Source organism: Intrasporangium sp. Soil_C_50, from assembly GCF_057656595.1.
The window spans coordinates 177,805-199,334 of record NZ_JBDGKB010000004.1 but is presented as its reverse complement, the minus strand read 5'-3'; the positions used below and the strand labels follow the sequence as shown (position 1 = coordinate 199,334).

The 21,530-nt window shown below is 73.4% G+C and carries 23 protein-coding genes; 12 read left to right on the top strand and 11 right to left on the bottom strand.

Annotated features, from left to right (window positions below):
* Positions 1 to 2 precede the first annotated feature (2 nt).
* Positions 3 to 308, top strand: a complete 306-nt coding sequence (locus AC3A5R_RS12410; protein WP_487621062.1) for a DUF4229 domain-containing protein — start codon at positions 3 to 5, stop codon at positions 306 to 308.
* A 27-nt stretch (positions 309 to 335) separates the two neighbouring features.
* Here AC3A5R_RS12410 and AC3A5R_RS12405 read toward each other — a convergent pair whose 3' ends face one another.
* The 8 genes from AC3A5R_RS12405 to AC3A5R_RS12370 form a co-directional block, all read right to left on the bottom strand.
* Entirely contained in the window at positions 336 to 1,562 is a 1,227-nt protein-coding gene (locus AC3A5R_RS12405) for a flavin-containing monooxygenase (RefSeq protein WP_487621061.1), read from the bottom strand.
* 62 nt (positions 1,563 to 1,624) lie between these two features.
* On the bottom strand, positions 1,625 to 2,500 hold the full coding sequence (locus tag AC3A5R_RS12400; protein WP_487621060.1) for a 1,4-dihydroxy-2-naphthoate polyprenyltransferase: 876 nt from the start codon (positions 2,498 to 2,500) through the stop codon (positions 1,625 to 1,627).
* A 17-nt stretch (positions 2,501 to 2,517) separates the two neighbouring features.
* Positions 2,518 to 2,805, bottom strand: a complete 288-nt coding sequence (locus tag AC3A5R_RS12395) for a PLD nuclease N-terminal domain-containing protein (RefSeq protein ID WP_487621059.1) — start codon at positions 2,803 to 2,805, stop codon at positions 2,518 to 2,520.
* A gap of 53 nt (positions 2,806 to 2,858) precedes the next feature.
* Positions 2,859 to 4,109 carry an o-succinylbenzoate--CoA ligase gene (gene menE / locus AC3A5R_RS12390; protein WP_487621058.1) on the bottom strand — a complete coding sequence of 417 codons (1,251 nt, stop codon included), beginning with the start codon at positions 4,107 to 4,109 and terminating at the stop codon, positions 2,859 to 2,861.
* Positions 4,110 to 4,228: 119 nt separating this feature from the next.
* Positions 4,229 to 4,606, bottom strand: a complete 378-nt coding sequence (locus AC3A5R_RS12385) for a DUF6188 family protein (protein WP_487621057.1) — start codon at positions 4,604 to 4,606, stop codon at positions 4,229 to 4,231.
* A complete protein-coding gene (locus AC3A5R_RS12380; protein ID WP_487621056.1) occupies positions 4,603 to 5,604 on the bottom strand; it encodes a hypothetical protein in 1,002 nt (333 codons plus the stop codon). The genes AC3A5R_RS12385 and AC3A5R_RS12380 overlap by 4 nt, the downstream gene beginning before the upstream one ends.
* 350 nt (positions 5,605 to 5,954) lie before the next feature.
* Positions 5,955 to 6,287 carry a hypothetical protein gene (locus AC3A5R_RS12375; protein ID WP_487621055.1) on the bottom strand — a complete coding sequence of 111 codons (333 nt, stop codon included), beginning with the start codon at positions 6,285 to 6,287 and terminating at the stop codon, positions 5,955 to 5,957.
* Between the two features lie 55 nt (positions 6,288 to 6,342).
* On the bottom strand, positions 6,343 to 7,875 hold the full coding sequence (locus AC3A5R_RS12370; protein WP_487621054.1) for an MFS transporter: 1,533 nt from the start codon (positions 7,873 to 7,875) through the stop codon (positions 6,343 to 6,345).
* Between the two features lie 103 nt (positions 7,876 to 7,978).
* Between AC3A5R_RS12370 and AC3A5R_RS12365 the strand changes: the two genes are divergently transcribed.
* Complete coding sequence (locus tag AC3A5R_RS12365; RefSeq protein ID WP_487621053.1) at positions 7,979 to 8,959, top strand: alpha/beta hydrolase; 981 nt, start codon at positions 7,979 to 7,981, stop codon at positions 8,957 to 8,959.
* A 34-nt stretch (positions 8,960 to 8,993) separates the two neighbouring features.
* On the opposite strand, the gene AC3A5R_RS12360 is transcribed toward AC3A5R_RS12365, so the two are convergent.
* Positions 8,994 to 9,950, bottom strand: coding sequence for a 1,4-dihydroxy-2-naphthoyl-CoA synthase (locus AC3A5R_RS12360; RefSeq protein WP_487621052.1), 957 nt, complete (start codon positions 9,948 to 9,950; stop codon positions 8,994 to 8,996).
* A 49-nt stretch (positions 9,951 to 9,999) separates the two neighbouring features.
* Here AC3A5R_RS12360 and AC3A5R_RS12355 point away from each other — a divergent pair, with 49 nt between their 5' ends.
* The 4 genes from AC3A5R_RS12355 to AC3A5R_RS12340 all read left to right on the top strand — a co-directional run bounded on the left by AC3A5R_RS12355 (position 10,000) and on the right by AC3A5R_RS12340 (position 12,703).
* Positions 10,000 to 10,488 (top strand): NUDIX hydrolase, encoded by a 489-nt coding sequence (locus AC3A5R_RS12355; protein ID WP_487621051.1) that lies wholly within the window; start codon positions 10,000 to 10,002, stop codon positions 10,486 to 10,488.
* 142 nt (positions 10,489 to 10,630) lie between these two features.
* Positions 10,631 to 10,909, top strand: a complete 279-nt coding sequence (locus AC3A5R_RS12350) for a hypothetical protein (protein ID WP_487621050.1) — start codon at positions 10,631 to 10,633, stop codon at positions 10,907 to 10,909.
* 31 nt (positions 10,910 to 10,940) lie between these two features.
* Positions 10,941 to 11,945 carry an o-succinylbenzoate synthase gene (locus tag AC3A5R_RS12345; RefSeq protein WP_487621049.1) on the top strand — a complete coding sequence of 335 codons (1,005 nt, stop codon included), beginning with the start codon at positions 10,941 to 10,943 and terminating at the stop codon, positions 11,943 to 11,945.
* On the top strand, positions 11,942 to 12,703 hold the full coding sequence (locus tag AC3A5R_RS12340; protein WP_487621048.1) for a 3-keto-5-aminohexanoate cleavage protein: 762 nt from the start codon (positions 11,942 to 11,944) through the stop codon (positions 12,701 to 12,703). Before AC3A5R_RS12345 ends, AC3A5R_RS12340 begins: the two co-directional genes overlap by 4 nt.
* A gap of 19 nt (positions 12,704 to 12,722) precedes the next feature.
* Here the strand turns inward: AC3A5R_RS12340 and menD are convergent, their stop codons facing one another.
* Together menD and AC3A5R_RS12330 are read right to left on the bottom strand one after the other, a co-directional pair.
* Positions 12,723 to 14,528 carry a 2-succinyl-5-enolpyruvyl-6-hydroxy-3-cyclohexene-1-carboxylic-acid synthase gene (gene menD / locus AC3A5R_RS12335; RefSeq protein ID WP_487621047.1) on the bottom strand — a complete coding sequence of 602 codons (1,806 nt, stop codon included), beginning with the start codon at positions 14,526 to 14,528 and terminating at the stop codon, positions 12,723 to 12,725.
* Positions 14,529 to 14,534: 6 nt separating this feature from the next.
* A complete protein-coding gene (locus AC3A5R_RS12330; protein ID WP_487621046.1) occupies positions 14,535 to 15,830 on the bottom strand; it encodes an isochorismate synthase in 1,296 nt (431 codons plus the stop codon).
* 255 nt (positions 15,831 to 16,085) lie between these two features.
* Between AC3A5R_RS12330 and AC3A5R_RS12325 the strand changes: the two genes are divergently transcribed.
* The 6 genes from AC3A5R_RS12325 (at position 16,086) to AC3A5R_RS12300 (ending at position 21,527) form a co-directional block, all read left to right on the top strand.
* Positions 16,086 to 16,778: a demethylmenaquinone methyltransferase gene (locus AC3A5R_RS12325; RefSeq protein ID WP_487621045.1), complete on the top strand. Its 693-nt coding sequence runs from the start codon at positions 16,086 to 16,088 to the stop codon at positions 16,776 to 16,778.
* A 140-nt stretch (positions 16,779 to 16,918) separates the two neighbouring features.
* A complete protein-coding gene (locus AC3A5R_RS12320; RefSeq protein ID WP_487621044.1) occupies positions 16,919 to 18,241 on the top strand; it encodes a geranylgeranyl reductase family protein in 1,323 nt (440 codons plus the stop codon).
* Between the two features lie 163 nt (positions 18,242 to 18,404).
* Positions 18,405 to 18,764, top strand: a complete 360-nt coding sequence (locus AC3A5R_RS12315; protein WP_076260411.1) for an NADH-quinone oxidoreductase subunit A — start codon at positions 18,405 to 18,407, stop codon at positions 18,762 to 18,764.
* Positions 18,765 to 18,817: 53 nt separating this feature from the next.
* A complete protein-coding gene (locus tag AC3A5R_RS12310; RefSeq protein WP_076260409.1) occupies positions 18,818 to 19,372 on the top strand; it encodes a NuoB/complex I 20 kDa subunit family protein in 555 nt (184 codons plus the stop codon).
* Positions 19,369 to 20,139, top strand: a complete 771-nt coding sequence (locus AC3A5R_RS12305; protein WP_487621043.1) for an NADH-quinone oxidoreductase subunit C — start codon at positions 19,369 to 19,371, stop codon at positions 20,137 to 20,139. Before AC3A5R_RS12310 ends, AC3A5R_RS12305 begins: the two co-directional genes overlap by 4 nt.
* Complete coding sequence (locus tag AC3A5R_RS12300) at positions 20,139 to 21,527, top strand: NADH-quinone oxidoreductase subunit D (RefSeq protein ID WP_487621042.1); 1,389 nt, start codon at positions 20,139 to 20,141, stop codon at positions 21,525 to 21,527. Before AC3A5R_RS12305 ends, AC3A5R_RS12300 begins: the two co-directional genes overlap by 1 nt.
* Positions 21,528 to 21,530 lie beyond the last annotated feature (3 nt).

The following is a 21,530-nucleotide window of genomic DNA, read 5'->3' as shown; positions in this document are numbered from 1 at the left end:
ACATGGTCCGGTACGGCCTGCTGCGCCTGCTCATCTTCTTCGGGTTCCTGTTCCTCTTCTGGCTCATCGGCCTCCGCAACAACCCCGTCCTGCTGATCGGGGCCGCGGCCCTGTCGTCGGCCGCGGCGTCGTACGTACTGCTGCGCGGGATGCGCGACGAGATCACGACGAACCTCGTCGAGCGCCACGAGGCCCGCGTCCAGGCCAAGCAGGAGGCCGCGGCGTCGGGTCCCGAGCCGTCGAGCGACGAGGCCGCCGAGGACGCCGAGATCGAGCAGGCGGACCACGGGGACACCCGCGAGCGCTGACGCGCGTCCGGGCCTGAGCCGCTGGGCTCAGGCGGCGCCGAGCCGCGCCGCGATGCGGTCGGCCGTGCGCGCGGCGTCGATGCCCACGCCGAAGAGCAGCGACGAGCTGCGACGACGCAGATAGTGCACGCCGACGAAGTGCAGGTCGGGGGCGGCGGTGCTCTCGCCGTCGTCGTGCAGGGGGAAGCCGAGCGCGTCGACGAGGCCCGGAACGCGCACCCACGAGGTGTAGTCGGGGCGGAACCCCGCGGCGACGAGGACCGAGCCCAGCCTCGCGACGGGCACGGCCTCCACGGGCTCGGTGACGAGCGGGCCGGGGTCGGGCAGCTCGGGCGGTACCAGGCCCTCGCGGGCGCAGACGTCGAGCACGAGGGACCGGATGGTGCGGTAGCCCTCGTCCCCGAAGGCGACCGACGGGTCACGGTCGGCGGCCAGGCGCACGACGCCGTCGTCGGCTCCGAGCAGGTGGCCGCCCAGGCGGACGCCGAGGGCCTCCAACGTCCGATAGTTCAGGTCGTGGCCGCCGCCCGCGCCGCTGACCTGAGGGGTCGCGAGCAACCGTGCGGCCGGCGTCGGCAAATCCTCCACGCGCTGCTCGAAGAACGGCGTGTCGAGCAGCCACTCGAAGACGTCGCGGTCACCCGCCCGACGCGGGAACCAGGGAGCCCTGCCACACGCCATGACGACGTCCCGACCTGACAGCGCGAGCTCCTCTGCGAGCTGGCACGCGCTCTGCCCGCTGCCGACGACGAGAACCGGTCCGTCCGGCAGCGACCGCGGGTTCGCATAGCCGGTCACCGGGACAACGGGAAGCGACGCGGGGAGGGTGGAGCAGCCCGCGGGGCGGTACGGCCGCTGGTAGGCGCCGGTGGACACGACGATGACCCGGCTCACCAGCGTCCCGGCGTCGGTGTCGAGCGTGAACCCGCCGGAGTCCCGCGGGCGCAGGCTCCGCACGACACAACCACCGCGCACGGGAGTACGCAGCCTGCCCGCCCAGGCCTCGAGGTGACCCGCGATCTCGTCGCGGCCCATGAACCCGGACGGGTCGTCGCCGCGGTAGGGCGCACCCGGCAGGCGGACGGTGTGGTTCTGGCCGACGAGCGTGAAGGAGTCCCAGCGGTGGCGCCACGACGAGCCGGGCGTCTCCGCCTCGAGCACCACGTGCTCGATCCCACGCTGCTCGAGCTCGTGGCTCGTGGCGAGCCCCGCCTGGCCGGCCCCGATGACGACGACGTCGGCGTCCTCCGACATGCCTCCACCGTGGCACCGGGTGCCGGCGCCTGTCCGGCGAACCGGCGATGTGGGCGGGCAGGTCAGACGCGGCCCAGGGCGAGCCCGAGGGCGAGGAGCGCCGACCACACGAGAAGGAAGCGGCCCGTGCCCGCGAGCGCCGGGATGAGGCCCGGACCGGTCGCGCCGCCGAGCACGGCCTGCATCGGGCGCACGGCGAACGGCGCCGAGAGGAGCGCGAGCAGCGCCCACGGGGACGTGAACGACACGAGGCCGGCCACGACGAACGCGACGGCGACGAGCGCGACGTAGAACGCGCGGGTGCCGCGCTCGCCCATCCGGACCGCGAGGGTCTTCTTGCCGTGCTCGCGGTCGGTGGGGATGTCGCGCAGGTTGTTCGCCACGAGGATGGCGGAGGAGAGGGCGCCGACGCCGACGGCGCCCCACCAGCAGGCGGCCGTGGGCGGCGTCATCGTCGCCATCGTCCCGACCGTGGCGACGAGGCCGAAGAAGACGAAGACGAACACCTCGCCGAGCCCGAGGTAGCCGTAGGGCCGCGAGCCGCCAGTGTAGTACCAGGCCGCGAGCACGGCCGCGGCGCCGATGGGGATCATGACCCACAGCCCGGACAGGCCGACGAGGGCGAGGCCCACGACGGCCGCGAAGCCGAACGAGGCGAACGCCGCGAACTTGACCGACGACGGCTGGGCGAGCCGCTGCCCGACGAGCCGGACCGGTCCGACGCGCACCTCGTCGGTGCCGCGGATGCCGTCGGAGTAGTCGTTGGCGTAGTTGACGCCGACCTGCAGGGCGAGCGCGACGACGAGGGCGAGCACCGCGTACGCCCAGACGATGTGACCGGTCTGGTAGGCGGCGCCGGTGCCGACGAGGATGGGGGAGACGGCGGCGGGCAGCGTGCGGGGGCGGGCGCCCTCGATCCACTGGGACAGGGTGGCCATGAGGTCAGGCGGTCCTTCTACAGCTTGCGGAGGAAGTCAGGGTCGTCGTCGGGGCCCTTGGGGCCGGTCGGCCCGGACGGACGCCGTGGCCCCGGACGACGCGGCCCGCGTGCGGAGGGTCCGCCGCGGGCGTCGGTGCGCCCCGCCACGAGCCAGACGAGCGGCCCGAGGACCGGCACGAGCACCGCGATCAGCCACACCGGCTTCGGCATGACGCGAATGAGGCGGCGGTCGGTCATGAGGCAGTCGACGAGTGCGTAGATCGTCGCGAAGACCACGAGGGCGATGAGCGCGACGCGCAGCACGACGGCCTCCGGGGCGACGAGAGGGGCGGGGACCCCTCCATCTTGCCACCGCCTCAGACGGCGTCGGTCGCCGACTCGGTGGTGGACTCGGTGGCGGGGTCGGTGGCGGGGTCGGTGGCGGGGTCGGTCGCCGTGTCGCGCAGCGCCGCCCGGATCGCGGCCCGGTCGGGCTTGCCCGGGCCGCGCAGGGGGATGGCCGGCAGCACGAGGACGCGGTGTGGCAGGGCGGCGTCGGGCAGGATGCCACGCAGCCGCTCGCGCACCTGCGGCGTCGTGACGCGTCGGCTCGGGTCGACGAGCGTCACTGCCGCGCAGACGGACTCGCCCCACCGCGCGTCGGGGACACCGAGCACGACGACGTCGGCGACGTCCTCGACGTGGCGGGTCATGGCGTCCTCGACGACGCCCGGGTTGATCTTGAGCCCGCCGGTGTTGATGACGTCGTCGGCGCGGCCATCGACGACGAGAAGGCCGTCCTCGTCGAAATGGCCGAGGTCGTCGGTGCGGAACCAGCGGACGCCGTCGGGGTCGGTGCTGAAGGCGTCGGCGCTCAGGGCGGGCTCGCCGAGGTAGCCGTGGGCCACGGTGTCGCCGCCGAGCACGATGTGACGGTCGTTGTCGACGTGGACCCGGCTGACCGGCAGCGGCAGGCCGTCGTAGACGCAGCCCCCTGCGGTCTCGCTCATGCCGTAGGTGAGGCTGAGGGCGACATCGAGGGACCGGGCGCGCTCGACCATCGCGGCCGGTGTGGCGGCGCCGCCGACGAGCACGCCGTCGAACCGGCGCAGCGCGGCGACGCCGGCAGGGTCGTCGAGGAGCCGGCCGAGCTGCGTCGGGACGAGAGCGGTGTACCGCCGGCGGGCGGCCGGGGTCGTGGCGACGCGGGCGGTGGCCTCGGCGAAGCCCTCGACGGTGAAGCCGCCGCTCAGGTCGAGGACGGCCGGCGTCGTGCCCGCTGCGAGGGAGCGCAGCAGCACCTGCAGACCTGCGACGTGGTGGGCCGGCATCGCGAGCAGCCAGGCGCCGCTGCCGCCGAGGACGCGGTGGGTGGCCCAGGCCGACCGCTCCAGCGCGTCGGCGGTCAGCAGGGCGCGCTTGGGCCGGCCGGTCGAACCGGAGGTGCCGACCGCGAGCGCGAGGCCCTCCGGGAGGGTCGAGGGGTCGTGGGGCGGCACGTCGGGCTCCGAGCCGGCGGCCGCGTACGGCAGGACGGGTGAGCGCCCGGCGAGGGCGGCCTCGAGGTCCGGCAGGACGTCGAGGACCTGCGGACCCGCGGGGATCGGCAGCGGCCTCGGCGCGGGCATGGCTGCCATTCTGCCCTCCGGCCGGTCGGCCCGGTGCCGGGGGATGGCGGCGCACGGACCACCCCGCATTCCCTCGCGTACTGCTCCCACTGTGGGAGCAGTACGCGAGGGAGCGGGGATCAGTCGCGCCGGGGCCCCCACTCGGTGAGCTTGCCGCCCGGCCCGCACACGATGATCTCGCCCCGCGGCCCGTTGAGCTGCCAGGATTCGTAGTCGACACCGACGGGGCATTCGATCACGATGTCGTCGAGCGAGAGCGTGAGGTCCCCTCCATCCGAGACTGAGAGCCCCGTGATCTTTCGGCCGATCAGTGCCCGAACGCTCTCGGGCGGCTGATCCTCCTGCGCCGTGGTGTCGACACGTTCGGCGACGTGATCGGGACGCCGAATGACGGCGTTGCCGGCCAAGGTGATCTGCCAGTTGTCTTCGGTCCACAGCATGAGCGCGAAGTCCAACTTGGCAATCTCTAGCACCTTGTCACTGAGGCTCGGAATCATGGGGCCCATCCTCTCGGCACGTCGTAGGTCCCGTCGGGACGAATCGGTATGTGCGTCTCGGGTTCCTGTCTGGGCCCGGGCTTGCCATCAAGCTTCAGAACTTGGCCGTGGTCGTTGTAGAACCGCACGTAGCCGTCGGGGTTGAGATCGTCGGGATCCATGAGGCGTATCGAGCTCGCGTCGTCGGGCTGACCCTTCGGAGCATTCATCTTCGACGGGTCCTGCCAGACCTCACCCTTGCCGCTGTCGGCGACGCGTCCCTTCCAGGTGGGGCCGGCCGTGTCCGGACGCATGGAGTCCGGCAACGGGTCGCCGGGGTTGCCCCGCGTCGGGACGGGCCCGCTCGCTTCCTGCAGCAGCGTCACCCCGTTCTCGGCAGCGTGCGCGCCCAGCTGCGTGGCCCCGTGCGTCGCGGTGACCGCCCCGGCCGTCACGAGGCCGGCGGCCGCCAGGTTGATGGGCACGCCGGCCACGGCTCCGACGCCGGTCAGGTCGAGTCCTACGCCGGCGACCTCACCGCCGGCCCCGACGACGAGCATCGCGGCCCCGGCCGCCATCTCGACGACGTCGCCCGGATTCTGCGCCATGGCCTGCAGGACACTGGCCGATCCGTTGACGACCGGCACCACAGCGCCGTTGTACGCGCCGGTCGCGCTCGCGGCGACGGTGGCACCAGCTGTCTCCCACCACCGCTCGTCGCGCACGGTCGTGAACCCGAACCGTGGTCGCTGGGACGCAACCACCCGCTCGCGGACGAACGGCAGGTCCCGCAGCATCGCGGCTCGGGCGCCCGGCGCACATCCCGGACCGGCGCCCGGGACCGATCGGGTCACGGCATCGAGCGCCCGTGCGGCCCGGTCGGCCGCCGCCGACAGGTCCTCGAGGGCAACCCCGTGCGCCCGGCCGACGTCACGCAGCTGCTCGGCCAGCCGATGCGTCGCCCTGGCCTCGAGCGCTCGGCCGGATGACGCGTCCGGGCTGGCCCTGGCAGCCGCCACGGTGCGCGCATGGTCCGCTCGCGCGGTGTCCGCGTGACGTCCGAGCGCTCGCGCCACGCCTTGGGCGTGCTCGAGCGAGGTCGCATACGTGCAGAGCGCACCAGCCGCGGAGGCAAGGCCGGGTGCGAGGGCGCGGGCCCGAGCCGTCACGACCAGCGCATCCCTCGTGGCGAGTCGGGCGTCTGCACCCTGCCAGACGAGCGAGAGCTCTTCGGCGGCGCCGGTCGAGAGCGCACCCACCCGGTGGCACACGGTGGCGGCGCCCCGCAGACGAGCCGCGGCGGTCCGCAGGGCACCTGGATCGCCCGGGGGAGGGACGACGGGGCCGTCAGCCGGGGCGGGCCAACGGGTCACGGTTCGGGACGGATGGTCGGCGTGGCAGGGGCACCGGTCAACGCAGCGGTGGCTCGCAGCTCGGCGTGCTCGGCCGACCCCGCCGTTGCCACGACGGCAGTCCCCAGCGCCTCGAAGGCGACGGCGAGGCCGTCGAGAGCCGCCACGTGCGTGTCGACGAAGTCGGCGAGGGTGCGCGCCAGCCCGACCGGAGGCTGTGCGCCCAGGGCGGCCACCGCGGATCGACCTGCACCGCGCACGGCGACGACGCAGTCGGTCGCCGCCGTTCCGGAGGTGAGGAGGGTGGCGCCTGTCCGTCGGGTGCCGTCCGTCTCGATCGCGTAAGCCATGTCGCGACCGTAGGAGAACAGTTCCGACGCGCGGGGGCGTCATCCACAGGGCGCGTCAGGCGCGGCGGGGGCGGGGCGTGCGCGGTGCGGGCGCGTAGCGGGCGGCGACGCGTTTCTGGCGGGCGGCGACGACGATGGTCCAGGCGACGGCGGCCGCGCAGACCGGGAATCCGATGCGCGGGTCGAGCGGCAGGACGATGCCGAGCGCGCCGCCGAGGACCCACAGCATCTGCAGCATCGTCTCGGACCAGCCGAACACCGACGTGCGGACGTGCTCGGGGACGTCACGCTGCACGAGCGCGTCGAAGCACAGCTTGGACAGCTGGGCCGAGAGCCCCTGCGCGAGGCCGAGCAGCGCGAGCGTCCAGAGGCCGTACCAGATCCCGGCGAGCACGCAGCACACCATCGCGACGAGCACCGAGACCATCGCGACGCGCTCCGGGCGCTGGTCGCGCACCCGGTCGCCGAGGACCGTGCCGAGGACGTTGCCGATGCCGATGGCCGCGGCGAGGACGCCCAGGACGACCGGTCCGGAGACGTTGCCGACAGGGTGCTCCTTGGTGAGGAAGGCCATGAAGAGGATGAGGAAGCCGGTGAGCACCCGCGTGCCCCCGGTCGTCCACAGTGCGTCCATGACCGGCCACGGGATGGCGCGCTTGCGCCGGCGGAACCGCCCGAGCGGGCCGGAGGAGTCGACGGTGAGGACCCCCGACGCGTCCGACGCACCGGACGGCCCCGTCGCGCCGGACGCCCCCGGGCGGAGCCGGCCGGCGCGGATCGGCACGGTGTCCTCCGGGTCGGCCTCCCCGGCCGCGGAGTCGACGCGCGCGGGCAGCCGGATGGCCTGCACGGTGCCGAAGACGAACACCGCGAACGCCACCCGCAACGCCCACGAGGGCCCGGCGAGCATCGCGATCCCGCCGAGGGCCCCGCCGGCCAGCGCACCCGCCACACCCGCCATCGAGACCCGCGAGTTCGCACGCACGAGAGTCGTGCCCGAGGGCAGCAGCCGCGGTACGGCCGCCGCCCGGGTGATCGTGTAGGCGCGAGAGGCGACGAGGCAGCCGAGCGCGGCCGGGAACAGCCACACGCTGTCGGAGGTCACGGCGTCGGCGAGCACCCAGCACAGGAAGGCCCGCAGCGCGGTCGTCGTGCCGATGGCCCAGCGCCGCCCGTGACGGAACCGGTCGAGCAGCGGCCCGATGAGCGGAGCGACGAGTGCGAACGGGACCATCGTGACGAGGAGGAACATCGCCACCTGGCTGCGCGCCTGTGCGGTCGCGGGGTTGAAGAAGAGGATGCCGGCGAGCGCGAGGGTCATGATCGTGTCGCCGGCGGTGTGGCTCGCGTGCAGCTCGGTCAGGCGCGCGAGGCCCGACTCGCCCGCGCCGCCGGAGTGCGTGTAGGAGTGGGCCTTGGCGGCGGCGAACCGGCCGCCGCGCGCGGTGAGCCGGGCGGTGCCGCCGGCAGCGCGTCCGATGCCCCGCCCGATGCCCCGTGTGACGGCACGTGGGCCGGTCGCGGCGCGACGGGGAGGTCCCCCGGCGTCCGGGGCACCGTCGACGGTCCGGTCGCCGTTGCGCTCCACCCCTTCATCCTGCCCTGTCGGGTGTCGGCCCGTGGGCGTCCCACTCCGCGGACCACCGGTGTCGGCGGCGCCGTCGGGCTCCTCGCCTCGTTACCCTCGTGCCGTGGTCAAGGGGTCCGGGGAGGGGATCGGGGCGGGGGCGAGCACGCCCCGGCGCCGGCGCGCCCCCAGGCTCGCGGTCGTCCTCGGCATCGCGTGGCTGGTCGTGCCGCTCGTGCTCTTCCTGCTGGCGCGCGACACGCTGCGCGCCGGACACCCCGCGCACCTCGTGGCTCTCGCCGTCACGGGCTTCGTCGGAGTCGTGATGCTCGTCCTGTCACGCGGTCACGACGACGAGCGCCCGTCGCAAAGGCGTCGCTGGGGGATCGTCGTCGGGGGCCTCGTTGGCGTCCTCGTCAGCGCCGCGGTGCTCGGCGGGCTCGTCTGGCTCCAGCCCTTCCCGGCCACCACCGCGGCAGCATCGGCGATGGCCGGGGGGCCCGACGTCCAGGTCGTCGACGTGCCGTCCGGCATCGTGCTGTCGCCGCGCGACGAGAGCCCGACGCGCGGGCTCGTCTTCCAGCCCGGTGCCCGCGTCGACCCGCGCGCCTACGTGCCGATCCTCACCGACGTCAGCCGGGCGGGCTACCTCGTCGTCGTCGTCAAGCAGCCCTTCGAGATCGGGCTGCTCGCGACGGGAGCGCCGGCGAACGTCATGGCGCGCCATCCCGAGGTGACCCGCTGGGCGGTCGGGGGCCACAGCCTCGGTGGTGTCGCCGCAGCCGACTACGCCGCGTCCGACCCCGGACGCGTCAACGGCCTCGTGCTCTGGGCGTCCTACCCCGTCGACTCCCTTGCTGCCCGCGCCGGCCTCGCCGTCGCGTCGGTCAGCGGCAGCCGCGACGGGTTCACGACGCCCGACGACGTCACCGCGAGCCGCGCCCGGCTGCCGGCCTCGACGGCGTTCACGGTCGTCGACGGCGCGGTGCACTCCTCGTTCGGCGACTACGGCAACCAGCCCGGCGACGGAGCCCCGACGGTCGGCCACGCCGAGGCCCAGCGGCAGGTGGTCGCGGCGACGGTCGCCCTGCTCGCCAGGATGTGACCGCTCGTCCGGGAGCGGCGGGGGTGAGCCGGCCTCAGAAGTACCAGGGGAACGGCGTCCAGTCGGGGTCGCGCTTCTCGAGGAACTGGTCGCGGCCCTCGACGGCCTCGTCGGTCATGTAGGCCAGGCGGGTCGCCTCGCCGGCGAAGACCTGCTGACCCATCAGCCCGTCGTCGGTGAGGTTGAAGGCGAACTTCAGCATCCGCTGGGCCTGCGGGCTCTTGCCCATGATCTCGGTCGCGACCTGCAGCGCCTCGGCCTCGAGGTCGGCGTGGTCGGCGACGATGTTGACGGCGCCCATCCGGTGCATGTCCTCGGCCGAGTAGGTACGGCCGAGGAAGAAGATCTCGCGGGCGAACTTCTGGCCGACCATCTTGGCGAGGTAGGCGCTGCCGTAGCCGGCGTCGAAGCTGCCCACGTCGGCGTCGGTCTGCTTGAACCGGGCGTGCTCGCGGCTGGCGATGGTGAGGTCGCAGACGACGTGCAGCGAGTGACCGCCGCCGGCCGCCCAGCCGTTCACGACGGCGATGACGACCTTCGGCATGGTGCGGATGAGCCGCTGCACCTCGAGGATGTGCAGGCGCCCGCCCTGGGCCTTGACCCGCGCCTCGTCGACGGTGTCAGCGGTGTCGCCCTCCGCGTACTGGTAGCCCGAGCGGCCGCGGATGCGCTGGTCGCCGCCGGAGCAGAACGCCCACTTGCCGTCCTTGGGGCTCGGGCCGTTGCCGGTGATGAGGACGACGCCGACGTCGGGGGACATCCGGGCGTGGTCGAGCACGCGGTAGAGCTCGTCGACGGTGTGCGGGCGGAACGCGTTGAGCACCTCCGGGCGGTCGAAGGCGATGCGCACGACGCCCGACTCGGGTCGCGGTCGCCCCTCGACGTGCCGACGCCGGTGGTAGGTCACGTCGGTGAGGTCGAACCCCGGCACGACCTCCCACTCGGCGGGGTCGAAGGTCTCGGACACGCTCTCGGGGCTCGCGCTGCTCACGGGGCGACTGTAACGGGGCACCCCTCGAGCAGTGATTAGGGTCGGTCCCATGCCGATACCGCCGTACGTGGCCCACCTCCGCACGATGATCGGCACCGAGCTGATGTGGATGCCGGGCGTCACCGCCGTCGTGCTGCGCGACGCGCCGGGCGGGGGCGCGCAGGAGGTGCTGCTCGTGCGTCGGTCCGACAACGGCGAGTGGACGCCGGTGACCGGAATCGTCGACCCGGGGGAGGAGCCGCACGTCACCGCGGCGCGTGAGGTGCTCGAGGAGGCCTGCGTCGTCGCCGAGGTCGAGCGGCTCGTGTGGGTGTCGGTGTCGGGCCTGGTGACGCACGTCAACGGCGACCTCGCCCAGTACCTCGACCACACCTTCCGCTGCCGGTGGGTGTCGGGCGACCCGCGGCCCGGGGACGACGAGTCCACGGACGCGGGGTGGTTCGGCCTCGACGCGCTCCCGGAGATGCGCCCGGTGCACCGCGAGCGGATCTCGACCGCGGTCGAGAACCCCCGCGACGTGCGGCTCGGGCGGGCCTGAGGGCGTCCTGCCGGACCTGGTACCCGTGACACCTGTCAGGGGGAGGACCTGACAGAGCACGGAGCGCCCCGACGCGTGCCCCGCCTACCGTCGAGGTGTCAGGTCGTGGCGCCCGCCACGACCGGTCCCCAGGGAGGCAGTCGTGTTCGCATCGCGCCCGCTCATCGCCGCCGGCATCGCCCTCATCGCCGTGTCGCTCGGCGCCGCCGGGCACGGCCTCTGGTGGCTCGTCGGGCTCGTGTTCGTGCTCGGCCACCGCGGCCGCCGCTGGGACGCGTGCGGCCACCAGGGCCACCAGCGCGGCCGGGACCTCAGGGACCGCCGAGACCTCCGGGACCGCGGGCGGGACGCGGACGCCGCCCCTCCGGTCGAGCAGCCCGACCCGACGCACGACCGCCACGAGGCCTTCCCGCAGCGCTGACGGCCCCGAACCGGTCGGCGATGATGGGGGCATGACGCCTCTGCCTCCCGTCGACGCGCTCCTCGCTGCCGCCCACGTCGTCGCGCTGCCGATGCGGGTACGGTTCCGCGGCGTCGACGTGCGTGAGGCCGTCGTGTTCGAGGGGCCTTCGGGCTGGGGCGAGTTCGCGCCGTTCGCGGAGTACGACGACGCGGAGTCATCCCGTTGGCTCGCCGCCGGCGTCGAGGCCGCGTACGGGTCGTGGCCCGCCGCGCTGCGTCCGGCGGTGCCGGTCAACGCGACCGTGCCGGCGGTCGGGCCCGAGCGGGTCGACGAGGTGCTGGGCCGGTTCGACGGCTGCACGACGGCCAAGGTCAAGGTGGCCGAGCGGGGGCAGCGTCTCGAGGACGACATCGCCCGCGTGGCCGCGGTCCACGACGCGATGGGCGCCGGGGCCCGGGTGCGGGTCGACGCCAACGGCGCCTGGGACCTCGGCACGGCGGTCGAGGCCCTGACGCGTCTGGCGCCGTACGACCTCGAGTACGCCGAGCAGCCGTGCGCGTCGGTCGAGGACCTCGCTCGCCTGCGGGTGGCCTTGGCGCGCAACGGGATCGACGTCCCGGTGGCCGCCGATGAGTCGATCCGCAAGGCCGAGGACCCGCTGCGGGTGGCCCGGCTGGAGGCGGCCGACGTCGTCGTCGTCAAGGTGGCGCCGCTCGGCGGTGTGGCCCGGGCGCTCGAGGTCGTCGACGCGTGCGGCCTGCCGGCCGTCGTCAGCTCGGCGCTCGACACGAGCGTCGGCATCGCGGCGGGGGTCGCGCTCGCGCGGGCGCTCCCGACGCTCGACTTCGCGTGCGGCCTCGGTACCGTCGGCCTCTTCGAGCGCGACGTCACGGCCGAGCCGCTGCGGCCGCGAGCCGGCCTGCTCGACGGCTCGCGGCCCGCCCCCGACGGCGCGGCGCTCGCAGCCCTCGCCGCCCCCGCCGACCGCCGCGCATGGTGGCTCGACCGGCTCCGACGCTGCCACGCCCTGCTCGACCGCGAGGTGGCCGCATGATCAAGGCCTGCCTCAACGGCGACCGCCACCCGCAGGCCAGACCCCGCGTGCCGGTGACGCCCGACGAGCTCGCACAGGCCGCGGCCGATGCGGTCGAGGCCGGCGCGTTCATGGTGCACGTGCACCCGCGCGGCGACGACGGCCTCGAGACGCTCGAGACGCGTCACGTCGTCGACGCGGTGACGGCGATCCGTGCACGCACGCCCGGGCTGCGGGTCAGCGTCTCGACGCGCGCCGGGATCCTGAACGCGCAGCGGCGGACCCTGGCACACGTGTCGGAGTGGCCCTCGCCCGACCTCGGCGGTCCCGACTGCGCGAGCGTCAACTGGCACGAGCCCGGCGCGGTCGAGCTCGCAGAGGCGTTGCGCGAGAAGGCGATCGGCGTCGAGGCAGGCATCTGGACTCCGCGTGCGTCCACGGCGTTCGTCTCGACCAACTGGCCGTGGCAGGTGGAGCGAGTCCTCGTCGAGACGATCCCCGGTGTCACGCCCGGCTCGGACGGTGCCTGGGCGGCCGAGCGCATCCTCGCCGCGCTCGGGATGTCGGCCGCACCGGTGCTCGTCCACGGCGAGGGGCGCTGGGCCTGGCCGGTGCTGCGGTGGGCCCAGGCGTCCGGCTACGACGTGCGCGTCGGCCTCGAGGACACCTCGGTGCTGCCCGACGGCAGCGCCCCGCGCGACAACGCCGACCTCGTCGCGGCGGCACTGCGCTCCGAGCCCGGCACGCCCTCGCAGTGGCCCGTGCCAGACCCCGGCTGACGGGTCCGGTTAGTGGGCCTCAGCCGCGGCGGGGCACGACCGTCTGGGCGAGCTCGCGCAGCCAGCGGGCCTCTTCACGCCGGCCGTCGCGCGGCACGGGCACTTCGAGGACGCGGATGCCGGTGGGGCGCTCGGTGAGCGCGGCCGCGAGCCGGTCGAGCGTGGTGACACGCTCGTGCGCGACGTGGTGGGCCGCGCAGAGCGCCCCGAGGTCGGTGCCGTGCGGCGTGCCGAAGACCCGCTCGAAGGCGCCGGCGTACCGGCGGTCGCCCTGCTCGAGGGTCGTGAAGATCGCGCCTCCGTCGTCGCTGAGCACGACGAGCGTGAGGTCGGGACGCGGCTCGTCCGGCCCGATGAGCAGCCCGTTGGCGTCGTGGAGGAAGGTGAGGTCGCCGAGGTAGGCGATGGTGCGTGACGCCCGGGGACGGCCGAGGGCGACGCCGACAGCCGTCGACACGACGCCGTCGATGCCGGCCAGGCCCCGGTTGCCCACGACGAACCGGTGCTCGAGCGGCGCCCAGGGCACGCCCATGACGTCGAGGTCGCGCACCGGGTTGGACGAGCCGACGACGAGCGAGGTGTCCGCGGCCACTGCAGCGGCGACGACCGAGGCGACCTCGAGCGGCGAGACCGCTTGTCCTGCAGGGCGGCCCGGCACGGAGTCGGAACCGCGCAGGCCCGCGTCGATGGCCGACCCGAGGGCGTCGTCGGCCGACTTCCACGCCTCGAACCATGCGGCGTCGTCGGGCCCCTCGACACGGGGCACGGCGTCAGCGATGCGGGCGACGCGTCCGGGGTCGGTGGCCACGCCGTCGCGCCCGCGCACGGCGACGACCTCCAGCGTGGGGTCGCTCAGCAGCGAGGTGACCGGCCGCGACAGGGTCGGGTGGCCGATCACGACGACGCGCTCGACGTCGTGGCGCAGGTCGGTGGTCAGCAGCAGGCGGCCGCAGCGCAGGGCCTGCCGGCCGATGCGGGCCCCGCTCGTCGGCTCGGCGAGCATCGGCCACCCGGCCGCCTCGGCGAGCAACCGTGCGGCGGGCCCGGCGTCGTCACCCGCGACGACGACGGTGCGCGGGCCGAGCGGCAGCACCTCGCCGTCGTCGCGCAACCGGACCGACGGCTCGCGCCCTACCTCCGCGTCCGGGCGCGGGAGCTGCGCCGTGGCGGAGTTGGCGGGCGCTTCGGAGGAATCTGAAGGCGGGACCTGCGCCGTGGCGGAGCTGGCGCGGTCGGAGTCGGCGCGGTCTGGGGAGGCGGCCGGACGCTCCCACCACGTGTCGCGCTCGGCCCCCGCGGGCAGCAGGTCGCCGTCGAGCTGGACGTTGAGGTGCGCCGGTCCCGGTCCGGCGCAGGACGCGGCCACGGCCGCCGCGAGGTCGGCGTCGGGCGTCGCGGCCGTGAGGTCGTGGCACGGCGCGAACCCGCCGAAGATCCCGGCCTGCTGGGTCGTCTGGTTGGCGCCGGTGCCGCGCAGCCGGTCGGGCCGGTCGGCGCTGACGACGACCAGCCGCCGCCCGGTGTGGTGCGCCTCCATGACGGCCGGCAGCAGGTTGCCGACCGCCGTGCCCGACGTCGTGACGACGGGCACGGGACGCCGCGACCCCGTGGCGAGGCCGAGGGCGAGGAAGGCCGCCGAGCGCTCGTCGACGCGAACGTGCAGGCGCAGGTCGCCGCACTCGTCGGCGGCGTCGAGCGCGAGGGCGAGCGGGGCGTTGCGCGAGCCGGGGGCGAGGACGACGTCGCGCACGCCGGCGCGCCACAGCTCCTGGAGCACGCGCATCGACAGCTGTGGCGCGCTGCGGTGGCCGTCCACGGTCGGCATCGGCCGTCAGTCGCCCGCGAGCGCGTCGCGCATCGGGATGAGCTTGGCGATCGACTCGGCCACCTCGGACTCGGGGTCCGAGCCCGCCACGATGCCGCAGCCCGCGTAGAGCGTCAGCTGCGACGGGTCGCCGGGGGCGTAGGCGCCGCTGCGCAGGGCGATGCCCCACGCCCCGTCACCGTCGGCGTCCATCCAGCCGACCGGCCCGGCGTAGCGACCGCGGTCCATGTGCTCGAGCTCACCGATCAGCTCCACGGCGCGAGCCGTGGGCGTGCCGCCGACCGCGGCCGACGGGTGCAGCGAGGCCGCGAGCGTCAGCGACGACGCGTTGTCGGCGCTCACCGCGGCGACGTCGGTGGCCAGGTGCATGACGTTGGGCAGGTGCAGGACGAACGGTGCCTCGGGCACGTTCATCGACGAGCAGTGCGGGGCCAGGGCCTCGGCCACCGACCGCACGGCGTACTCGTGCTCCTCGAGGTCCTTGCTCGAGCGGGCCAGCGACGCGGCGAGCGCGAGGTCCTTGGCGTCGTCGCCGGTGCGGCGGATCGTGCCGGCGAGCACCCGCGAGGTGATGAGCCCCTGGTCGCGGCGCACGAGCAGCTCGGGCGTGGCGCCGAGGAGGCCGGCCACCGAGAAGACCCACGTGTTCTCGTAGCGGTCGGCGAGGCGGCGCAGGATCCACCGGGCGTCGATCGGCCCCGACGCCGTGGCGACGAGGTCGCGGGCGAGGACGACCTTGTCGACCTCGCCGCCGTTGATCCGCTGAACGGCCTCGGCGACCGAGTGCGCGTAGTCGGCCGGCGACACCGCCCCGTCGGCGAAGGCGATGCCGGTCGGCGGCTCGGGCTCGGCCGCGGTCGAAGGAACCTCGGTGGTCGGCAGCTGCGGGCCCGTGGAGATCGTCGTCAGCCACGTGACGCCGTCACGCCGGCCGACGATCGTCGAGGGCACGACGAGGCGGGCCGACTCGGCGGAGTCGTCGGCGAAGGGGAACGAGCCGAAGCACACGAGGCCGGAGCCGGGCCGGGCGACGTCGTCGCGCACGACGGCGTGGCGGGTCACTTCGCGCCACCAGGCCTCGGCGTCGCGGAAGCGCCCGGCACCGCGCGCCTCGAACGACAGGGCGACGCCCCAGCCGACGAGACCATCGCCGCGGCGGACCCACGAGACGAGCTCCTCGTGCGGGACCTCGGCGGGCAGGTGCTGCAGCAGCGGGGTGTCCGAGGTGAGCGGCACCGACCGGACGACGACCGTCGGGCCCGCGGCGGGGGAGGCCGCGTCGGCGGCCGGGAGCGTGGACATCGACTCAAACTCTACGACCGCCGGACCCGTGCCCTCGCCGCACCGGCCGGACGCACCGACGCCGACCGCCTCACGCTCGCTCCTGGGGCGGCCCCTCTCCCCTCATCGAGTGAGCACCCGGTCCCACCGGTCCCACGCGTCGCGCCGGGGGTGTGACGGGTGTGACGGAGTGCTAACTCGACGGAGAGGGGGAGGGCGTCCCACCGGCGCCGACCGCGGCACGGTCGCCGGAGCGGGTGGTGCGAGGATGAGCGCATGACCCGTGCCCAGCTCGACAAGAAGCCGGTCGACGTCGCGTCGATGTTCGACACCGTCGCCGAGAAGTACGACGTGACCAACGACGTGCTCTCCCTCGGGCAGGACCGACTGTGGCGCCGGGCCGTCGTCAAGGCCGTCGACGCGAGGCGCGGGGAGCGCATCCTCGACATCGCCGCCGGCACCGGCACCTCGAGCGAGCCGTGGGCCGACCAGGAGATCGAGGTCGTGCCGGCCGACTTCTCGCTCGGCATGCTGCGCGTCGGCCGGCGCCGCCGCCCTGACATGGCGTTCACGGCGGCGGACGCGATGAGCCTGCCCTTCGCCGACGAGAGCTTCGACGTCGTGACGATGAGCTTCGGGCTGCGCAACGTCGCCGACACCGGGACAGCGCTGCGCGAGTTCCTGCGGGTCACCAGGCCGGGCGGCCGGCTGCTCGTCTGCGAGTTCAGCCAGCCGGTGAACAAGACGTTCCGCACCGTCTACTCCAACTACCTCATGCGCGCGCTGCCGCCGGTCGCCCGGCGCACCTCGAGCAACCCCGAGTCCTACGTCTACCTCGCCGAGTCGATCCGCGCGTGGCCGCCGCAGGGTGAGCTCGCCGCCGTCATCGAGCAGGCGGGCTGGACCAACGTGCGCTGGACGAACCTCACCGGCGGCATCGTCGCGCTCCACAGCGCGACCAAGCGCTGAGGTCGCTCCGACGCGGTGCCGACACGCGCTGGCGGCCCGCGAGTTAGGCATGCCTTATCTGACAAGGCGGAAATCGCGGGCATAGACTCCGCAGAGTTCGTGAAGATCTTCACAAGCAGGTCGGAAACACCGTGGTAGAGATGAGCAGCACCGGCTCGGCGACGAGCCCTGCAGCGCATGCCGGCGCCCTCTCGGACGCCAGTGCCGACGTCATCGTCGTCGGCGCCGGGCCGGGCGGATCGGCCACTGCCGCCTACCTCGCCGACCACGGCCTCGACGTCCTCCTCCTCGAGAAGTCGGCCTTTCCCCGCGACAAGATCTGCGGCGACGGACTGACTCCCCGGGCCACCAAGGAGCTCATCTCCCTCGGAGTCGACACCACCGGTTGGCAGCGCACCAAGGGCCTGCGCATCAAGGGCGGCGGCCACACCCTCCAGCTCGACTGGCCCGAGAACGACGCGTTCCCGGCCTTCGGCATGGTCCGCACCCGCGCCCAGCTCGACGAGACCCTCGCCCGCCACGCGCAGTCGCGCGGGGCCAAGCTCGAGGAGCGCACGAGCGTCACGGCGCCGGTGCACGACGCGTCCGGACGCGTCGTCGGCGTCACGGCCAAGAAGGTCGACGACCGCGGCCGGGCCACCGGCGAGACCGTCACCTACCGCGCGCCCGTCGTCGTCGCGAGCGACGGCGTCTCGAGCCGCCTCGCCACCGCCGTCGGCCGGCACAAGCGCGAGGACCGCGTCATGGGCGTCGCCGTCCGCGCCTACTACACGACGCCGAAGCGCGACGACTACCTCGAGAGCCACCTCGAGCTGTGGACCCGCGACGACGCCGGCAACCGCATCCTCATGCCCGGCTACGGCTGGCTCTTCCCGCTCGAGGACGGCCGCACCAACGTCGGCCTCGGCACCCTCGACACGACCGCCGCGTTCCAGCAGACGGACTACAAGGACGTCATGCGCAAGTGGGTGCAGGACATCTCGCCCGAGTGGCAGCTCGAGCACGACGAGTCCGCCGGCCCGATCCGCGGCGCCGCGCTGCCGATGGGCTTCAACCGCAGCCCGCTCTACGCCGACGGCCTCGTGCTCGTGGGCGACGCCGGCGGCATGGTCAACCCGTTCAACGGCGAGGGCATCGACTACGCCCTCGAAGCCGCCCGCATCGGCGCCGAGCTCATCGCCCAGGCCCACGCGCGCCCCGACGACGCCGGCCGCGAGCGCGTCCTCGCCAGCTACCCGAAGGTCATGAAGGACGAGCTCGGTGGGTACTTCACCCTCGGTCGCTGGTTCGCCCACGCCATCGGCAACCCCGAGGTGATGCGCCTCGCGACGAAGTACGGCCTGCCGCGCACCAAGCTCATGCCGTTCCTGCTCAAGGTCATGGCCAACCTCGCCGACCCGAGGGCCAAGGCCCCGAGCGACCGCATCATCACCGCCCTGTCACGACTGGCGCCGGACGCATGAGCCACCCCGCTGCCGGACGCCTTGTGACGCCGAGCACAATCGTTCCCGACGCCCCTAGGATGGGTGCGCCGCGCATCTGCCGTGACGCCCTCCTCGACGGACCACCCGGTCAGCACGACCAGCGCCCCGTCGACACGCACGACCGAAAGGCAAGTGACCTCGGATGAACTCGTACGTCCCGATCCTGTTCATGCTGGGTCTCGGCTTCGCGTTCGCGGCCCTGTCGGTGTTCACGTCACTCGTCGTGGGCCCGAAGCGCTACAACCGCGCCAAGCTCGAGGCCTACGAGTGCGGCATCCAGCCCACGCCCCATGCGGCCGGCGGCGGGCGCGTGCCGATCAAGTACTACCTGACGGCGATGCTCTTCATCATCTTCGACATCGAGTCGATCTTCCTCTACCCGTTCGCGGTGGCCTTCAACAAGCTCGGCCTCTTCGCGCTGGTCGAGATGGTCCTGTTCATCCTCACGGTGTTCGTCGCGTACGCGTACGTGTGGCGCCGCGGCGGCCTCGAGTGGGACTGACCGCACGGTCGGGTCACCCGGGACGACAGCAGCAGCAAGGTAAGGAGTAAGCAATGGGTCTGGAAGAGAAGCTGCCCGCAGGGTTTCTGCTCTCCACCGTCGAGGGCCTCGCCGGCTACATGCGCAAGGCCTCGATCTGGCCCGCGACGTTCGGTCTGGCCTGCTGCGCCATCGAGATGATGGCCGTCGGCACGCCCGACTACGACATCGCCCGGTTCGGCATGGAGCGCTTCTCGGCGACGCCGCGCCAGGCCGACCTCATGATCGTGGCCGGCCGCGTCAGCCAGAAGATGGCCCCGGTCGTGCGCCAGGTCTACGACCAGATGCCCAACCCCAAGTGGGTCATCTCGATGGGCGTCTGCGCCAGCTCGGGCGGCATGTTCAACAACTACGCGATCGTCCAGGGCGTCGACCACGTCATCCCGGTCGACATCTACCTGCCGGGCTGCCCGCCGCGGCCGCAGATGCTGCTCAACGCGATCATCGAGCTGCACCACCAGATCGAGACCTCGCCGCTGGGCGTCAACCGCGAGGAGGCGGCCCGCGCCGCCGAGCAGGCCGCCCTGTCCGCCACCCCGACGCACCAGATGAAGGGGCTGCTCGCATGAGCGAGGAGAACAAGGACGGCGTCAACGCCGACACCACCAAGGACCAGACCTCCGGCATCACGCCGGGCGAGATCGAGCTGGCCCAGGAGGGCACGGCGAGCGGCCCGCAGGTCGTCGGCATGCGCAAGGGCATGTTCGGCCCGACGCAGGGCGGCGACACCACCGGCTACGGCGGCCTGCGCCGCCCGATCCTCGTCGCCGGCGCCTCCGAGCGCCCCTACGGCGGCTACTTCGACGAGATCGCCGACAACCTCGAGCGCGGTCTCGTCGGCGGCACCGCCTCCTACGGCGAGGCCGTCGCGAGCGTCGTCATCGACCGCGGCGAGATGACGATCCACGTGCGTCGCGAGCACCTGCTCGCCGTCGCGCGCGTGCTGCGGGACGACGCGTCGCTGCGCTTCGAGATCCTCACCGGCGTCTCCGGCGTGCACTACCCCAACCGCACCGGCGAGGAGCTGCACGCGGTCTACCACTTCCTGTCGATCACCCACGGCGGCAGGCGGATCCGCGTCGAGGTCTCGTGCCCCGACGACGACCGGCACATCCCGTCCATCGTCTCGGTCTACCCGGCCAACGACTGGCACGAGCGCGAGACGTGGGACATGTTCGGGATCGAGTTCGACGGCCACCCGGCCCTGACCCGCATCCTCATGCCCGACGACTGGCCGGGCCACCCCCAGCGCAAGGACTACCCCCTCGGCGGCATCCCCGTCGAGTACAAGGGCGCCACAGTCCCGCCGCCGGACCAGCGGAGGTCGTACAACTGATGAGCACGCACACCGAGTTCACCCAGACCGAGGTGCCCGACGAGGGCACCAACGACGTCTACGCGACGTCGGTCGCCGACGAGCAGGCCGCCGAGGGCGCCCACGTCTTCAACGCCGCGGGCGGTGACTGGAACGACCTCGTCGACGAGGCCACCTCGCTCGGCGAGGAGCGCATCGTCGTCAACATGGGGCCGCAGCACCCGTCGACGCACGGCGTGCTCCGCCTCATCCTCGAGATCGACGGCGAGACGGTCACCGAGGCCCGCGCGGGCATCGGCTACCTGCACACCGGCATCGAGAAGAACATGGAGTACCGCACCTGGGTGCAGGGCGTCACGTTCTGCACGCGCATGGACTACCTGACGTCCATGTACCAGGAGGCCGCGTACTGCCTCGCGATGGAGAAGCTGCTCGGCATCACCGACCAGATCCCCGAGCGCGCCAGCGTCATCCGCGTCCTCATGATGGAGCTGTCGCGGATCAACTCCCACACCGTGTGCCTCGGCACCGGCGGCATGGAGATGGGCGCCACGACGGTCATGACGGTCGCGTTCCGCGAGCGCGAGCGCGTCCTGCGCATCTTCGAGATGGTCACCGGCCTGCGGATGAACAACGCCTACATCCGCCCCGGCGGCGTCGCCCAGGACCTCCCGCCCGGCGCCATCGACGCGCTGCGCGAGATGGTCCCGCAGGTGCGTCGCGGCCTCGGCGAGCTCGAGGCCCTGATGAACGAGAACCCGATCCTCAAGGGCCGCACCGTCGACGTCGGCATCCTCGACCTCGCCGGCTGCATGGCCCTCGGCATCACCGGCCCGGTGCTGCGCTCGACCGGCCTGCCGCACGACCTGCGCAAGCTCGACCCGTACTGCGGCTACGAGACGTACGACTTCGACGTCATCACCCGCACGAGCCAGGACGCCTACGGACGCCTGCGCATCCGCATCGACGAGATGTACGAGTCGCTCAAGATCGTCGAGCAGTGCATCGACCGGCTCCAGGCGAACGAGGGCCTGGTCATGGTCGAGGACAAGAAGATCGCGTGGCCGGCGCAGCTCGCGCTCGGCAGCGACGGCCTCGGCAACAGCCTCGACCACATCCGCGAGATCATGGGCACCTCGATGGAGTCCCTGATCCACCACTTCAAGCTCGTCACCGAGGGCTTCCGGGTGCCGCCGGGACAGGCCTACCAGGCCATCGAGTCGCCCAAGGGCGAGCTCGGCTGCCACCTCGTCTCCGAGGGCGGCACGCGTCCCTACCGCGCGCACTTCCGCGACCCCAGCTTCAACAACCTGCAGGCCGTGGCCGCCATGTGCGAGGGCAGCCAGATCGCCGACGTCATCGTCGCCGTGGCCTCGATCGACCCCGTCATGGGAGGTGTGGACCGCTGATGG

Coding starts and splice junctions, on each gene's coding strand:
- AC3A5R_RS12410 (WP_487621062.1), top strand. CDS start 3: ATGGTCCGGTACGGCCTGCTGCGCCTGCTCATCTTCTTCGGGTTCCTG.
- AC3A5R_RS12405 (WP_487621061.1), bottom strand. CDS start 1,562: ATGTCGGAGGACGCCGACGTCGTCGTCATCGGGGCCGGCCAGGCGGGG.
- AC3A5R_RS12400 (WP_487621060.1), bottom strand. CDS start 2,500: ATGGCCACCCTGTCCCAGTGGATCGAGGGCGCCCGCCCCCGCACGCTG.
- menE (WP_487621058.1), bottom strand. CDS start 4,109: ATGCCCGCGCCGAGGCCGCTGCCGATCCCCGCGGGTCCGCAGGTCCTC.
- AC3A5R_RS12385 (WP_487621057.1), bottom strand. CDS start 4,606: ATGATTCCGAGCCTCAGTGACAAGGTGCTAGAGATTGCCAAGTTGGAC.
- AC3A5R_RS12375 (WP_487621055.1), bottom strand. CDS start 6,287: ATGGCTTACGCGATCGAGACGGACGGCACCCGACGGACAGGCGCCACC.
- AC3A5R_RS12355 (WP_487621051.1), top strand. CDS start 10,000: ATGCCGATACCGCCGTACGTGGCCCACCTCCGCACGATGATCGGCACC.
- AC3A5R_RS12345 (WP_487621049.1), top strand. CDS start 10,941: ATGACGCCTCTGCCTCCCGTCGACGCGCTCCTCGCTGCCGCCCACGTC.
- AC3A5R_RS12340 (WP_487621048.1), top strand. CDS start 11,942: ATGATCAAGGCCTGCCTCAACGGCGACCGCCACCCGCAGGCCAGACCC.
- menD (WP_487621047.1), bottom strand. CDS start 14,528: ATGCCGACCGTGGACGGCCACCGCAGCGCGCCACAGCTGTCGATGCGC.
- AC3A5R_RS12330 (WP_487621046.1), bottom strand. CDS start 15,830: ATGTCCACGCTCCCGGCCGCCGACGCGGCCTCCCCCGCCGCGGGCCCG.
- AC3A5R_RS12325 (WP_487621045.1), top strand. CDS start 16,086: ATGACCCGTGCCCAGCTCGACAAGAAGCCGGTCGACGTCGCGTCGATG.
- AC3A5R_RS12320 (WP_487621044.1), top strand. CDS start 16,919: ATGAGCAGCACCGGCTCGGCGACGAGCCCTGCAGCGCATGCCGGCGCC.
- AC3A5R_RS12315 (WP_076260411.1), top strand. CDS start 18,405: ATGAACTCGTACGTCCCGATCCTGTTCATGCTGGGTCTCGGCTTCGCG.
- AC3A5R_RS12310 (WP_076260409.1), top strand. CDS start 18,818: ATGGGTCTGGAAGAGAAGCTGCCCGCAGGGTTTCTGCTCTCCACCGTC.
- AC3A5R_RS12305 (WP_487621043.1), top strand. CDS start 19,369: ATGAGCGAGGAGAACAAGGACGGCGTCAACGCCGACACCACCAAGGAC.
- AC3A5R_RS12300 (WP_487621042.1), top strand. CDS start 20,139: ATGAGCACGCACACCGAGTTCACCCAGACCGAGGTGCCCGACGAGGGC.